The organism is Rossellomorea vietnamensis (genome assembly GCF_008180615.1).
GTDB lineage: Bacteria > Bacillota > Bacilli > Bacillales > Bacillaceae_B > Rossellomorea > Rossellomorea vietnamensis_D.
Genome location: NZ_VTEH01000001.1, coordinates 393670 through 407335, shown reverse-complemented (window position 1 = coordinate 407335; position 13666 = coordinate 393670). Strand labels below are relative to the sequence as shown.

The 13666-nt window shown below is 43.3% G+C and carries 14 protein-coding genes and 1 other annotated feature; all 14 genes read left to right on the top strand.

Features of this window, described 5'->3' with window-relative positions:
- Positions 1-211: 211 nt before the first annotated feature.
- The 14 genes from sigG to FZC79_RS01905 all read left to right on the top strand — a co-directional run bounded on the left by sigG (position 212) and on the right by FZC79_RS01905 (position 13644).
- Entirely contained in the window at positions 212-988 is a 777-nt protein-coding gene (gene sigG / locus FZC79_RS01970; protein ID WP_148945204.1) for an RNA polymerase sporulation sigma factor SigG, read from the top strand.
- 88 nt (positions 989-1076) lie between these two features.
- Positions 1077-1355, top strand: a complete 279-nt coding sequence (locus tag FZC79_RS01965) for a YlmC/YmxH family sporulation protein (protein WP_113929821.1) — start codon at positions 1077-1079, stop codon at positions 1353-1355.
- 71 nt (positions 1356-1426) lie between these two features.
- A complete protein-coding gene (gene pgeF, locus FZC79_RS01960; RefSeq protein WP_148945203.1) occupies positions 1427-2245 on the top strand; it encodes a peptidoglycan editing factor PgeF in 819 nt (272 codons plus the stop codon).
- Between the two features lie 5 nt (positions 2246-2250).
- The gene (locus FZC79_RS01955) at positions 2251-2925 is read left to right on the top strand and encodes a YggS family pyridoxal phosphate-dependent enzyme (RefSeq protein WP_148945202.1); all 675 of its coding nucleotides are present in this window, start codon (positions 2251-2253) and stop codon (positions 2923-2925) included.
- Positions 2926-2939: 14 nt separating this feature from the next.
- Positions 2940-3386, top strand: coding sequence for a cell division protein SepF (locus FZC79_RS01950; RefSeq protein ID WP_148945201.1), 447 nt, complete (start codon positions 2940-2942; stop codon positions 3384-3386).
- A 5-nt stretch (positions 3387-3391) separates the two neighbouring features.
- Positions 3392-3652 (top strand): YggT family protein, encoded by a 261-nt coding sequence (locus FZC79_RS01945; protein ID WP_148945200.1) that lies wholly within the window; start codon positions 3392-3394, stop codon positions 3650-3652.
- A 455-nt stretch (positions 3653-4107) separates the two neighbouring features.
- Complete coding sequence (locus FZC79_RS01940) at positions 4108-4884, top strand: RNA-binding protein (protein ID WP_148945199.1); 777 nt, start codon at positions 4108-4110, stop codon at positions 4882-4884.
- Between the two features lie 91 nt (positions 4885-4975).
- Positions 4976-5494, top strand: a complete 519-nt coding sequence (locus FZC79_RS01935; RefSeq protein ID WP_113929827.1) for a DivIVA domain-containing protein — start codon at positions 4976-4978, stop codon at positions 5492-5494.
- A gap of 35 nt (positions 5495-5529) precedes the next feature.
- Positions 5530-5762 (top strand) — a binding site (T-box leader).
- Positions 5763-5921: 159 nt separating this feature from the next.
- Positions 5922-8684: an isoleucine--tRNA ligase gene (ileS, locus tag FZC79_RS01930; RefSeq protein WP_148945198.1), complete on the top strand. Its 2763-nt coding sequence runs from the start codon at positions 5922-5924 to the stop codon at positions 8682-8684.
- A gap of 795 nt (positions 8685-9479) precedes the next feature.
- Positions 9480-9737: a hypothetical protein gene (locus FZC79_RS01925; protein WP_148945197.1), complete on the top strand. Its 258-nt coding sequence runs from the start codon at positions 9480-9482 to the stop codon at positions 9735-9737.
- 299 nt (positions 9738-10036) lie between these two features.
- Positions 10037-10531 carry a signal peptidase II gene (gene lspA, locus FZC79_RS01920; protein ID WP_148945196.1) on the top strand — a complete coding sequence of 165 codons (495 nt, stop codon included), beginning with the start codon at positions 10037-10039 and terminating at the stop codon, positions 10529-10531.
- On the top strand, positions 10512-11414 hold the full coding sequence (locus FZC79_RS01915) for an RluA family pseudouridine synthase (protein ID WP_435873892.1): 903 nt from the start codon (positions 10512-10514) through the stop codon (positions 11412-11414). Before lspA ends, FZC79_RS01915 begins: the two co-directional genes overlap by 20 nt.
- Before the next feature lie 216 nt (positions 11415-11630).
- The gene (pyrR, locus tag FZC79_RS01910; RefSeq protein ID WP_148945460.1) at positions 11631-12179 is read left to right on the top strand and encodes a bifunctional pyr operon transcriptional regulator/uracil phosphoribosyltransferase PyrR; all 549 of its coding nucleotides are present in this window, start codon (positions 11631-11633) and stop codon (positions 12177-12179) included.
- A gap of 148 nt (positions 12180-12327) precedes the next feature.
- Positions 12328-13644 (top strand): solute carrier family 23 protein, encoded by a 1317-nt coding sequence (locus tag FZC79_RS01905; RefSeq protein WP_148945194.1) that lies wholly within the window; start codon positions 12328-12330, stop codon positions 13642-13644.
- Positions 13645-13666 lie beyond the last annotated feature (22 nt).

The following is a 13666-nucleotide window of genomic DNA, read 5'->3' as shown; positions in this document are numbered from 1 at the left end:
CATAGGGTACTGCCCTCTTTTTTATTTATTTATCCTAAAGATCAAAAGAGTGAAATGTTGTATTCCCAAAAAAAATTTAGCTCTTTCAACACTTGTCCTGTCTGGATTGGAGGTATTTCCAAGTCTTGGAGGACGATTCTAATATGCATATTTTTTCCTGCTGCGGAGATACTGATTTTTGTACAGCAGCTCCTGCAAGGAGGGAAAGAATTTGACTCGAAATAAAGTAGAAATCTGTGGTGTGGACACCTCGAAACTTCCTGTTCTCAAGAATGAAGAGATGAGGAAACTCTTTCGGGAAATGCAGGCTGGAGATTTATCAGCCAGAGAGAAGCTTGTAAATGGGAACCTTCGGCTTGTCCTTAGTGTCATTCAAAGGTTCAATAATCGCGGAGAATATGTAGATGATCTTTTTCAAGTAGGATGTATCGGATTGATGAAGTCGATTGACAATTTCGACTTGGGGCAAAACGTCCGATTTTCTACATATGCCGTGCCAATGATCATCGGCGAAATCCGTCGTTATCTGAGGGACAATAATCCAATAAGGGTCTCAAGGTCACTTAGGGATATTGCCTATAAAGCTCTGCAGGTACGGGAGAAGCTGATGGGCGAAACATCTAAAGAACCGACTGCAGAAGAGATTGCCAAGGTGCTTGATGTCCCTCATGAGGACATAGTTTTTGCAATGGATGCAATCCAGGATCCTGTTTCATTGTTTGAGCCGATTTATAATGATGGCGGCGATCCTATCTTTGTAATGGACCAGTTAAGTGATGAAAGAAATAGAGATCATACATGGATAGAAGAGATTGCCCTTCAAGAAGGTATGAGAAGACTCAATGACAGGGAAAAAATGATCATCCGCAAGAGATTCTTCCAAGGGAAAACCCAGATGGAAGTGGCAGAAGAAATAGGTATTTCTCAAGCTCAGGTTTCCAGGCTTGAAAAAGCAGCAATCAAACAAATGAATAAAAATATCCAGTAAAGGGTCATGCCCCTTAAGCAAGACGGGGCATGACCCCATTTTATTTTGCATATATTGACTATAAGACTTCTAGGAAAGAGGGAGAGAGATGGTCAGGATATCAGAATTTCAAGTGAAGGATGTAGTCAGTATTTCAGACGGCCGTAAACTGGGAAATATTGCCGATATAGAGATTAATCTGGACACAGGGAGAATTGAAGCCATCGTTATAGGAAGAAATGGAAAGCTGCTCGGTTTCTTTGGCAAGGAAGAGGATGTGGTAATCCCTTGGACCTCCATTGTCAAAATCGGTGAAGATGTTATCCTCGTCCGCCATAAAGATAATCATTATCTTCAGGCTCAATTGGAGGAACCCAAAAAACAATAAGCTGACGGATGAATTATGACGGTATAGAGGGTTTTATGGTAGACTATAGAAAAAGGAAGGAGACTTTTGCAATGACAGATAGTTTTATCAAAGCAGATGATCTACTATTCTCCCTTCCTCATTGGGAAAGTCTCCTGCCGGGGCTTAAAGCGGGAATTACAAGCAAACAAAGCGGATTCAGCAAGGGTGCATATCAATCATTGAATATGGGCCTTCATGTCTCTGATGATAAGGATGATGTCCTCAAAAACCGGCAGAAAACAGCGGAGAGGATCGGCTTCCCTTTACACACATGGGTTTGTTCGGAACAAACCCACGGCAGTAATATCCAGTGGGTAACAGAAAACCATGGTGGAAGCGGCACGCTCAATTATTCAGACAGCATCAGGGATACGGACGGCCTGATTACGAATGTGCCCAATCTGCTGCTGACAATGTGTTACGCCGACTGTGTGCCGATTTATTTCCTTTACCCAGAGGGCAGACTTATTGGGGCTGCCCATGCAGGGTGGAAAGGAACTGTGCTGAATATAGCCGGTAAAATGATTGAAGAGTTTAAACGAGCAGGGGCAGACCCTGCTGACATCCAAGTGGCAATCGGTCCTTCGATTTGCAGAAAATGCTACCAGGTGGACGACAGAGTTATTGACAAAGTTGAAAAACTGCTGGAAGATTGTGATGAAAAGCCATATAATCTTAAATATGAGGGGCAATATGAATTGGATCTGAAAAAGGCTAATGAACTTGTCCTCCAAAACAACGGAGTTCCCTCAGAAAATATTTCAATTTCACAGCTTTGTACAGTGTGTGAACAAGAGGAATTCTTTTCCCACAGGCGGGATAATGGAAAAACCGGCAGAATTATGAGTTTTATTGGCTGGAAGGAGTGACTTCTATGGACGTAAGAGAAAAACTTGAACTCCTCAATGAAAAAATAAAGACAGCTTGCGATGCTTCCGGCAGAACCCCGGAAGATATTACAGTCGTTGCCGTTACTAAATATGTCTCCAATAAGAGGGCTCAGGAAGCTTTGGAAGCCGGGCTTAACCATCTTGGCGAAAATAGGGATGAGGGTCTTGCCTCAAAATGGGAGCACTTAAAGGACAAGCCTGTATGGCACTTTATTGGCAGCCTCCAATCACGCAAGGTGAAAAATATTATAGACAAGGTCACATACATACATTCGCTGGACCGTAAGTCTTTGGCAAAAGAAATCGATAAACGTGCAGAAAAACCTGTATCCTGTTTTGTGCAGGTCAACATATCGGGTGAAGAATCGAAGCAGGGACTTCCCCCTCAAGAGGTGGCTTCCTTTATCGAAGGTTTAAGTCAATATGAAAACATTAAAGTTGCCGGATTAATGACCATGATGCCGAATATAGACGACGAAGTGGAGTTGAGGGGATACTTCAGGAAAATGAAGAACCTGCAGACAGAGATTGCTGAAATGAAACTGACACACGCACCATGTCAGGAACTTTCAATGGGGATGTCGAATGATTTCATGATTGCTATTGAAGAGGGAGCCACCTTTATACGGGTAGGCACAGCCCTTGTAGGAGAAGATTAAAAGGAGGCAGACAAGTGGGGATGAAGTCTAAGTTCAAGAACTTTTTTCTGCTGGACGAGGAAGAATATGACCAGGAACAGAGTCATAACGAAGATCAATATGAGGAGACGCTGCCCTTGAAGCAGCAACAGCCTTCATCATCGAAACAAAATGTTGTCAGTCTGCAAAGTGTACAAAAGTCATCAAAGATGATTATTGTAGAGCCGAGAGTCTATGCAGAAGCTCAGGAAATTGCGGATCATTTAAAGAACAGAAGAGCAATTGTTGTGAATCTGCAAAGAATTCAGCATGACCAGGCAAAGCGTATTGTCGACTTTTTAAGCGGGACCGTTTATGCCCTCGGCGGCGATATCCAGAGGATTGGCAGCAACATCTTCCTATGCACTCCGGACAATGTCGAAGTTGCAGGGAATATCTCTGAGTTCCTCCAAGAAGAAGATAACCATAATACAAGGTGGTAGTGTGAATGGAATTTATTTTTTTAGTACTCTACAAATTAGTGGAATACTACTCTTATGCTTTAATTGTTTATATACTTATGTCATGGTTTCCGAATGCTCGGGAAACTGGTATTGGAAAATTTTTAGCCACTATTTGTGAGCCTTATCTTGAACCTTTCCGTAAAATTGTCCCTTCAATTGGGATGATTGATATTTCTCCAATTGTTGCTTTTCTAGTACTGGGAATGGCTAGAACAGGAATATGGCAGTTATCCATGTGGTTTTAGTCATTTTTTATTTAACTAGGAGGGGGTCTTAAGAGACTCCCTTTTTCAATGTTTATAATTTACAAAGGCTTTTTTCTAAAAGATTGTACTTTCGAATGCCATCTTTCCCTCCTTCCCTTTGCCGAAGGAGGATTGGAGCGGAAGGCGTCCGACCTTCTGCGGGACTAGCGGGACAGGTGAGACCCCGGAGGCTCACCGCCCGCCCCGCGGAGTCGGGCGGCTGGAGCGGAAATCCAATACTTTAAAACATACAAAAATTTATGCGAAAACAACGTTAAAAAAAGAACTGTCGATGTAATTTCTCCGTGGCTCCGTGTCTAACATTAGCGACAGAGGGTCCTTTCGAATAGTACGGCGAGCCTGAAGGATCATTGAGGGTTGGACGTTTTGGGCGGTGCGGGTTTGTTCTTAAAAAGTGATTCTTATTGTTTCCATAATAAAAAGAAGGTGTAAAGGTGACATCCATTTATCAGCACTTTAGAAAAGACGAGAAAGAATTTATTGATAACGTTATTGGGTGGCGTGAATATGTAGAGAATTCATATTCTCCTAAAGTTACGGACTTTTTAGACCCAAGACAGCAGCATATTCTAAAAGCTGTAATAGGAACAAATAATGATATTAAAATTAGCTTCTATCCTGAACTGGCTGCCGTAGAACGGAAGAGAGCGATTTTATATCCTGGCTATTATGAGCCTTCCGATTCCGACTACGCAGTGACTCTGTATGAAATCGAGTATCCCAAGAAATTTGTAACTTTGGAGCACCGCCAGATCCTTGGTTCTCTGATGTCTTTAGGATTAAAGAGAGAAAAATTCGGGGATATCCTGATGGATGGAGACAGAATACAATTAATGACTGCTTCTGAAATTGGAGATTATGTAGACATGAATTTCAATGAGGCTGGCAGAAGTAAGATAGCCCTGCAGAAAGTTCCTTTTGAGAATATGATTACTTCTTCAGAAGAATGGCGGGAAGTCATCACGACGGCAAGCTCCCTGCGCCTTGATGTGATACTTTCCGCTTTATACAACATTTCCAGGCAGAAAGTCCAGACCTTGATTACAGGTGGAGCCGTAAAGGTGAACTGGAGAGTAATAGAGGCGGCGGCTTTTGAAGTTGGCGAAGGAGATGTCTTTTCCATGAGAGGTTTCGGAAGAAGCAAACTGCTTTCGATAGAAGGCAAGACAAAAAAGGACAAAATTCGGATTGCTGCAGGCATCTTAAAATAAATTTTCGAAAAATAAAGGGAAATTCCCACAAACTGTCGAAAATTCAGTTATAATAGGAAAAGCAATACTACTTAGAGATGGAGGTGGCATTATGCCTTTAACGCCGTTGGATATACATAACAAAGAATTCAGTCGCGGTTTCCGCGGTTATGATGAAGATGAAGTGAATGAGTTTCTTGATCAGATCATTAAGGATTACGAGATTCTCCTTCGCGAGAAAAAAGAGCTGGAAGAAACTCTTGGATCGATGAATGAGCGTCTGGGCCACTTCACTAACATTGAAGAGACATTGAACAAGTCAATCGTCATCGCTCAGGAAGCAGGCGAAGAAGTCCGCCGCAATGCTTCTAAAGAAGCAAAGCTGATTGTAAAGGAAGCAGAGAAGAATGCTGACAGAATCGTCAATGAATCACTTTCCAAGGCAAGAAAAATCGCCATGGAAATCGAGGAATTGAAAAAACAGTCGAAAGTTTTCAGAACCCGCTTCAAGATGCTCATCGAGGCGCAGCTGGATCTGCTGAGCAGTGATGACTGGGACCAAATCATGGAATTTGAAATCGATGCTACAGATTTAAAGACATTAAAAGAAGAAGATTCCTTGACGAAATAAGATTATATTTCATATAATGGATTTTACAATTATACTGCAGCGCAATGAAAGGGACAGTACGTTTCTTTAACTTACAGCCTTAATACAGCGAGTCAAGGATGGTGGAAGCTTGGCACAGGCAAAGGAAGCGGAATATCACCCTCGAGCACCGGATTTGAACGCGAACAGCAATTAGCTTCCGGCGTGTCATTCTCGTTACGAATGTCAGAGTGGGCAAACTTATTTGCCTATTAGGGTGGTACCGCGGGTTAGCTTTCTCGTCCCTTTCCAGGGATGAGAAGGCTTTTTTTATTGGTTTATTTTTTTCACTATGTATCAAGGAAAGGCAAACCGATAATCCTGTTACAGTCAGAAGTTGCGCGTCCAGAACGTAATAAAAGAGCCAGGGCCAGTATCCAGATACTGCTTCCGGACAGGAGGAAATACATTGAATTATAAAGACACTTTATTAATGCCAAAAACAGAATTCCCTATGCGCGGCAACCTGCCTAAGCGGGAACCTGAAATGCAAGAAAAATGGGAAGAGACCAACATTTACAAAAAAGTACAGGAACGAAACGATGGAAAGCCATTATTTGTCCTTCATGACGGCCCTCCATATGCCAATGGTGATCTTCATATGGGGCATGCGCTCAACAAAGTATTGAAAGACTTCATCGTCAGATACAAATCCATGAGCGGTTTCAATGCTCCTTACGTTCCCGGCTGGGATACCCACGGGCTGCCAATCGAGCAGGCTTTGACGAAGAAAGGTGTTAACCGTAAAGAAATGACAGTCGCTGAGTTCCGTAAGCTTTGTGAAGAGTATGCTTACGGCCAAATCGACAGCCAGCGCAGCCAATTTAAACAGCTGGGGGTACGCGGTGATTGGGTTAATCCTTATATCACTATGAAGCCTGAATATGAAGCGGAGCAAATCAAAGTGTTCGGCGATATGGCGAACAAAGGCTATATCTATAAAGGGTTAAAGCCGGTATATTGGAGCCCGTCAAGTGAATCGGCTTTGGCAGAAGCGGAAATCGAGTATCAGGATAAACGTTCTCCGTCCATCTATGTAGGTTTTTCAGTAAAAGAAGGAAATGGAGTCCTTGAAGAAGGAACGCAGATCATCATCTGGACTACAACTCCTTGGACTATTCCTGCAAACCTTGCTATCACTGTCCATGCTGATCTTGCTTATGTTGTTGTGGATGTTGAAGGCAGTAAATATGTCGTGGCAGAAGACTTGCTGGAAGAAGTCACTTCCGTTCTGGAATGGAACGAACCGAAAGTCGTAAAAACAGTCAAAGGATCGGAACTGGAATTAGTGAAAGCCCAGCATCCACTTTATGACAGGGAATCCCTGGTTATTCTTGGTGAGCATGTCACAACAGATTCAGGTACAGGATGCGTACACACGGCCCCTGGCCATGGTGAAGATGATTACCTTGTAGGGAAAAAATATGGTCTGGATGTGCTTTGCCCTGTCAACGATAAAGGTGTAATGACAGAAGAAGCTCCTGGATTCGAAGGTTTGTTCTATGATGCGGCAAACAAACCGATCACTGAAAAACTGCAAGAAGCAGGCGCGCTGCTGAAACTTGATTTTATCAAGCATTCCTATCCGCATGACTGGCGTACAAAAAAACCTGTCATTTTCCGTGCGACTCCGCAATGGTTTGCTTCCATCGATGCTTTCAGGGAAGATCTGCTGCAAGCAGTCAAGGATACAAAGTGGGTCCCGGCTTGGGGTGAAACAAGACTGTTCAACATGGTCCGTGACAGAGGCGACTGGTGTATTTCCAGGCAGCGTGCGTGGGGCGTACCAATTCCTGTTTTCTATGCTGAAAACGGTGAAGAAATCATCACTGAGGAAACGATCGCACATGTTTCTGAGCTGTTCCGCCAGCATGGGTCGAATATCTGGTTCGAAAAGAGCGCCAAGGAACTTCTTCCTGAAGGGTTTACCCATGAAGGAAGCCCTAATGGGGAATTCTCTAAAGAACAGGATATCATGGATGTCTGGTTCGACTCCGGATCTTCTCATCAATCCGTGCTTCATCAAAGAGAAGACCTTCAGCGTCCAGCTGATCTATATTTAGAAGGATCTGACCAATATCGCGGCTGGTTCAACTCTTCTCTGACAACCGGAGTGGCTGTAACAGGGAAAGCACCTTATAAAGGAGTATTAAGCCACGGGTTCGTGAATGACGGCGAAGGCCGCAAAATGAGTAAATCCATTGGCAATATTGTTACTCCAGACAAAGTGATCAAGCAAAGCGGTGCGGATATCCTCCGCCTCTGGGTGGCTTCCGTGGATTACCAGGCTGATGTGCGTTTCTCTGATGCCATTTTGAAACAGGTTTCCGAAGTGTACCGCAAAATCAGAAACACATACCGATTCCTGTTAGGTAACCTTGCAGACTTTAATCCTGCAAAAGATGCCGTATCCTATGAGAACTTAAGGGAAGTAGACCAATTCATGCTTGTAAAGCTGAACGAATTGATCAAAAATGTCCGTTCAGCATACGAAAGCTATGACTTCTCAAGCATCTACACAAGTGTCAATAACTTCTGTACGCTTGATTTGAGCTCTTTTTATCTGGACTTTGCCAAAGACGTGCTTTACATCGAGGCAGAGGATAATTATGAAAGACGTGCGATGCAAACGGTTCTTCATGAAAGTCTTGTTGCTTTGACAAAATTGATGTCTCCGATTCTTTCTCATACAGCTGACGAGGTCTGGACTCACATGCCTTCACAACAGGAAGAAAGTGTTCAACTGACGGATATGCCTGAATACAAGGAGATCCCTGACAGCAAGGAACTTCTTTCTAAATGGGAAGCCTTTCTAAATCTCCGTGATAATGTATTGAAAGCTCTTGAGGAAGCAAGAAACGAAAAGATTATCGGTAAATCATTAACAGCTAAAGTGACTCTTTACGTTAATGAAGAAACGAAGAATCTCCTTCAGTCTGTAAAAGAAGACCTGAAGCAGCTGTTCATTGTTTCTGCATTTGAGATTGGCGGAAGTCTGGAAGAGGCTCCGGAAAATGCATTGAAGCTTGAGAACAATGCCCTTGTTGTTGAAAAGGCAGAAGGTGAGACTTGTGAACGCTGCTGGACGGTTTCAACTGAAATCGGCCGTGACGCTGATCACCCAGGTCTCTGCCCGCGCTGTACAGATGTTGTGAAGAAACATTACTCTTAAAATCTTCGGAGACCCTGTGAGTATATCTTGCGGGGTCTTCTGCTGATTTAAGAACAGTTATTTCACCGGTTGTGTTGATGGCTTTGATGGCTGTCTAGGTGGTAAGGGTACTTTTAGCGCAAATCGTACCAATAAGTGAGCATGGAAAAAAGATAGTGGTACGATAAGCTGGAAAACGTGCCATTAAGTGAGCGTGGAAAAAAGATAGTGGTAGGATAAGCCGGAAAACGCGCCATTAAGTGAGCGTGGAGAAAAGATAGTGGTACGATAAGCCGGAAAACGTGCCATTAAGTGAGCGTGGAAAAAAGATAATCGTACGATAAGCCGGGAAACGTACCATTAGGTGAGCGTGGAAAAAAGATAATGGTACGATTAGCCTGAAAACACACCATTAGGTGAGCGTGGAAAAAAGATAAGGGTACGATAAGCCGGGAAACGTACCATTAGGTGAGCGTGGAAAAAAGATAGTGGTACGATAAGCCGGAAAACATACCATTAAGTGAGCAGCAAAAAAAAATAATGGTACGAATAACCTGAAAATGTACATTAAACAAGAAAAAATCAAAGTTAGCGATTAGATAAAAGTTTTCCCCAATATCTCTGAGATAAAAAAAGTTTAAGTTACCTTTCCAAAGCATTTGCTTCCTATAAAATTTGTTTTACACCAAACCCTTTTATAATTCCATTAGGCCTGTTTTTTTATAAAGTAAACAAGCAGTACTCTCCACTATTACTAATACTTACATATCAACATTTTCCGCGTTTGTACCATACTAAAAACACGGAGGGATGTACATGGAAGAACAACTACAGCAAACGATTAAGGAATTGGAAGTTTCTTTACAAGAGCTCGAAAATGCCCGCTCGGAAAATGTTTTAGTTCAACATTACATTCAAGAAGAAAAACGGGAAATACAATTTCTTTTGGAACAATACTATGCAAGGCAGTTCACAGACCCAGCATTTTGCAATGAACTGATATCATATTTTTGGATTGGCAGCGGGACTGATCACCGAAAATGGAATCCATATTCAAAGAAGTCACTTTTTTAAGAGGCCTTAAAAAGTCAGTTTAACTTCTAATCTGCATTGAAAGGAAGAAGGAAGAGACTGCAGAATAATTATTAGGTGAACTATCTGGAATGCGAGACCTCTGTTTTTTTATGTTTCTAAACGTAAGCTCTTACTTAACAATTCAAGCTCGCCCCTCAGAATTGGGGAAATGGAGTGGAAATCATCTGCTTATTATAAAGCCGTTTTAAAAAAGCCCAATTGAATAAGTATGTCTTTCTGCCCGTTATTATGCTAAAATGCTAAAGTAATCAATTTGATTGGAGACGGAGGCTTCCCGTATGTTTTATTATCTGATTGCTTTGGTTGTAGTGGCATTGGATCAGCTTTCAAAGTGGCTGATCGTGCGGAACATGACAGAAGGGCAGAGCATAACAGTCATTGAAAACTTGTTCTACATCACTTCCCACAGGAACCAGGGAGCGGCCTGGGGCATACTGCAAGGCCAAATGTGGTTCTTTTATATAATCACAATCGGAGTCATCATTGGAATCGTTTACTATCTTGAGAAACAAGCTAAAGGAAATAAACTGTTCAGCTTGAGCCTTGCTTTGCTGCTTGGCGGGGCGATTGGTAATTTTATTGACAGGCTATTTAGGAAAGAAGTTGTTGATTTTCTGAATACATATATTTTTCAATATGATTTTCCAATCTTCAATATAGCTGATGCTGCTCTTACTATCGGTGTAGTGATGATGATCATAACCATGCTGCTGGAAGAGCGAAGAGAAAAGAAGGAGAAATTATATGGAAACAATGGAACATATCGTTCGTGAAGAAGAAAAAAGCCTAAGATTGGATAAGATGCTGACCCAGCTTGAAGAAGAGTGGTCAAGATCACAGGTTCAGCAATGGATTAAAGAAGGAAATGTTAAAGTGAACGGAGCAGAAGCAAAGACTAATTATAAATGTGCCGTTGATGATAAAATCAGTATTTCAATTCCTGAACCAGAGGAACTGGATGTGGTTGCTGAGGAACTTGATCTGGATATCCGATATGAAGATAGTGACGTCATAGTTGTCAATAAACCGAGAGGGATGGTCGTCCACCCTGCACCAGGACACCCTTCAGGAACTTTGGTGAATGGCCTGATGGCACACTGTAAAGACCTTTCAGGAATAAATGGTGTATTGAGACCAGGTATCGTCCACCGGATAGACAAAGATACTTCCGGGCTTTTGATGATTGCAAAGAACGACCTCGCTCACGAAAAACTCGTGGAGCAGCTTGTCAATAAGACGGTAACCAGGAAATACAAAGCAATTGTTCATGGTATGATACCCCATGAGCAAGGAACCATTGATGCTCCTATTGGAAGGGATCCTAAGGACCGCCAGAGAATGGCTGTTGTTGACTCAGGCAGAGATGCCGTTACTCATTTTAATGTGCTGGAAAAGTTCGGAGCATTTACCTATGTTGAATGTAAACTAGAGACGGGAAGAACTCACCAAATCCGTGTTCATATGAAATATATCGGCTATCCTCTTGCAGGAGATCCCAAGTATGGTCCAAGGAAAACACTAGATCTTGATGGACAAGCCTTGCATGCGGCTGTTCTTGGGTTCGAGCATCCAAGGACTGGAGAATATCTTGAATTTGAAGCAGAGCCGCCGGAGGTTTTTCGACAAACTCTGCAGAAATTGCAAAATACCCGTTGACAATCGGCCTTTAAGGTCTTATGATTGATTTAACCGAATAAGGAAACCTTTAATACAGTCCCGTGAGGCTGAGAAGGAACTTTTCATGAATTACACTACAAGAGCGCAGTGTAATGATTTCTAACGATAAGTATGCCCTCTCACCATAGCGGTGGGAGGGATTTTTTGTTGAGAAGTGTTAATGAAACGTTTCCTGGCAATATTAAGGACGAGGTGATGACAGTGGCTCAAAAAACAGTCGTTCTTGATCAGCCTGCTATCAGAAGGGCGCTGACAAGAATCGCTCACGAGATTATTGAACGAAACAAAGGGATTGAAGACTGTGTCCTGGTTGGGATCAAGACCCGGGGGATTCACTTGGCGGAAAGACTGGCAAACCGCATAGAAGAAATAGAAGGTGCCAAAATTCCGGTAGGAGAAATAGACATCACATTATACCGTGACGATTTGACCGTAAAAACTCAAAATGATGAACCAGAAGTAAAAGGTTCGGATCTTCCAGTTGATGTCACGGATAAGAAAGTGATTCTGATTGATGATGTCCTTTTCACAGGGCGGACGGTAAGAGCGGCACTGGATGCATTGATGGACCTGGGAAGACCGAGCACTATCCAGTTGGCAGTCCTCGTAGACAGAGGGCACAGAGAGCTTCCAATCCGTGCCGACTTTGTCGGAAAGAACATACCGACTTCAAGTTCGGAAAAGATTGTCGTGGAACTCACAGAAGTGGACGATGAAGACCAGGTAACAATACATGATAATTAGATAGCTTTCCTTTTAAAGACAGTCCAGAGAGGCTGGCAAAGGAATCTCAATCGATTCAGCTTCACCACAGGTGGAACATGATTGAAGAGACCTCTTTGCACACTCTGGCAGAGAGGTTTTTTTTATGGGGAATAGAGGAGGAAACAACATGGCAGATAACAACGATATAGTATTAGACGTAAGAGACGTACCTAAGGCAGGACAGTGGCTTACACTGAGCTTGCAGCATTTATTCGCAATGTTCGGGGCGACCGTATTGGTACCCTACCTTGTGGACCTCAGTCCGGCAGTCGCGCTTGTATCCAGTGGACTTGGAACGCTTGCTTACCTTTTAATCACCAGAGGCAGAATACCTGCTTATCTGGGCTCATCATTCGCATTCATAGCGCCGATCATCTCGGCCCAGACGGTCGGAGGACCTGAAGCAGCCATGATGGGGAGTTTCTTGGCAGGATTGGTGTATGGAGTGGTTGCGCTGCTGATTTCACAGCTTGGCATTAGGTGGCTTCTAAAAATCCTGCCGCCGATCGTCGTCGGTCCGGTCATTATGGTCATTGGTCTTGGATTGGCAGGAACGGCGGTCAATATGGCTATGTATGAAAATCCAGGAGCAACTGAACTGGTTTATAGCACCACGCACTTGATGGTCGCACTGGCTACTCTTTCCATCACCGTGATCGGATCAATGTTCTTCCGTGGTTTTCTTGGGCTGATTCCGATTCTTGCCGGCATTGTCGGCGGATACACTATTGCTTTTTTTGCAGGGATTGTAGACCTGTCCGGGGTCAAAACAGCACCTTGGTTTCAAGTGCCTGACTTTATCATACCTTTTGTAAACTACACACCTTCGTTCTCATGGGAAGTTGCCGCCATCATGGTACCGGTGGCAATCGTTACTCTTGCAGAACACACAGGAGACCAGATGGTCCTGAGTAAAGTCGCTGGAAAGAACTTCTTGAAACAGCCCGGGCTTCACCGTTCAATCATGGGAGACGGGGTAGCAACCATCATCGCGTCTTTCCTGGGAGGGCCTCCAAACACTACTTACGGTGAGAACATCGGAGTCCTGGCCATCACGAGAGTATTCAGCGTGTTTGTTATCGGAGGTGCCGCGGTGATCGCTATCGCTTTCGGTTTCATCGGAAAAATCACAGCACTGATCGAGTCGATTCCTACAGCTGTAATGGGAGGCGTATCCATCCTTCTGTTCGGTATCATCGCATCAAGCGGCCTGCGCATGCTAATCGATAATAACATCGACTTGGGCAAAAAGCGGAACCTGATTATCTCTTCTGTCATCCTGGTAATCGGTGTCGGTGGTGCGTTTGTTGAAATCACTGACAGACTGTCACTCTCCGGAATGGCATTGGCAGCGATCGTCGGAGTTGTGCTGAACCTTGTACTTCCGGGACAGGATCCCGTAGTTGAAGAAGAAATTTTCAGCGAGAATGCAGAGAATAAATAATGCAGTAAACACCTTTTAATAG

What these genes read in the sequence shown, in the direction of transcription:
- FZC79_RS01965 (WP_113929821.1), top strand. Translation starts at nt 1,077, where the DNA reads ATGGTCAGGATATCAGAATTTCAAGTGAAGGATGTAGTCAGTATTTCA.
- pgeF (WP_148945203.1), top strand. Translation starts at nt 1,427, where the DNA reads ATGACAGATAGTTTTATCAAAGCAGATGATCTACTATTCTCCCTTCCT.
- FZC79_RS01955 (WP_148945202.1), top strand. Translation starts at nt 2,251, where the DNA reads ATGGACGTAAGAGAAAAACTTGAACTCCTCAATGAAAAAATAAAGACA.
- pyrR (WP_148945460.1), top strand. Translation starts at nt 11,631, where the DNA reads ATGACAGTGGCTCAAAAAACAGTCGTTCTTGATCAGCCTGCTATCAGA.
- FZC79_RS01915 (WP_435873892.1), top strand. Translation starts at nt 10,512, where the DNA reads ATGGAACATATCGTTCGTGAAGAAGAAAAAAGCCTAAGATTGGATAAG.
- FZC79_RS01945 (WP_148945200.1), top strand. Translation starts at nt 3,392, where the DNA reads ATGGAATTTATTTTTTTAGTACTCTACAAATTAGTGGAATACTACTCT.
- FZC79_RS01925 (WP_148945197.1), top strand. Translation starts at nt 9,480, where the DNA reads ATGGAAGAACAACTACAGCAAACGATTAAGGAATTGGAAGTTTCTTTA.
- lspA (WP_148945196.1), top strand. Translation starts at nt 10,037, where the DNA reads ATGTTTTATTATCTGATTGCTTTGGTTGTAGTGGCATTGGATCAGCTT.
- FZC79_RS01935 (WP_113929827.1), top strand. Translation starts at nt 4,976, where the DNA reads ATGCCTTTAACGCCGTTGGATATACATAACAAAGAATTCAGTCGCGGT.
- FZC79_RS01905 (WP_148945194.1), top strand. Translation starts at nt 12,328, where the DNA reads ATGGCAGATAACAACGATATAGTATTAGACGTAAGAGACGTACCTAAG.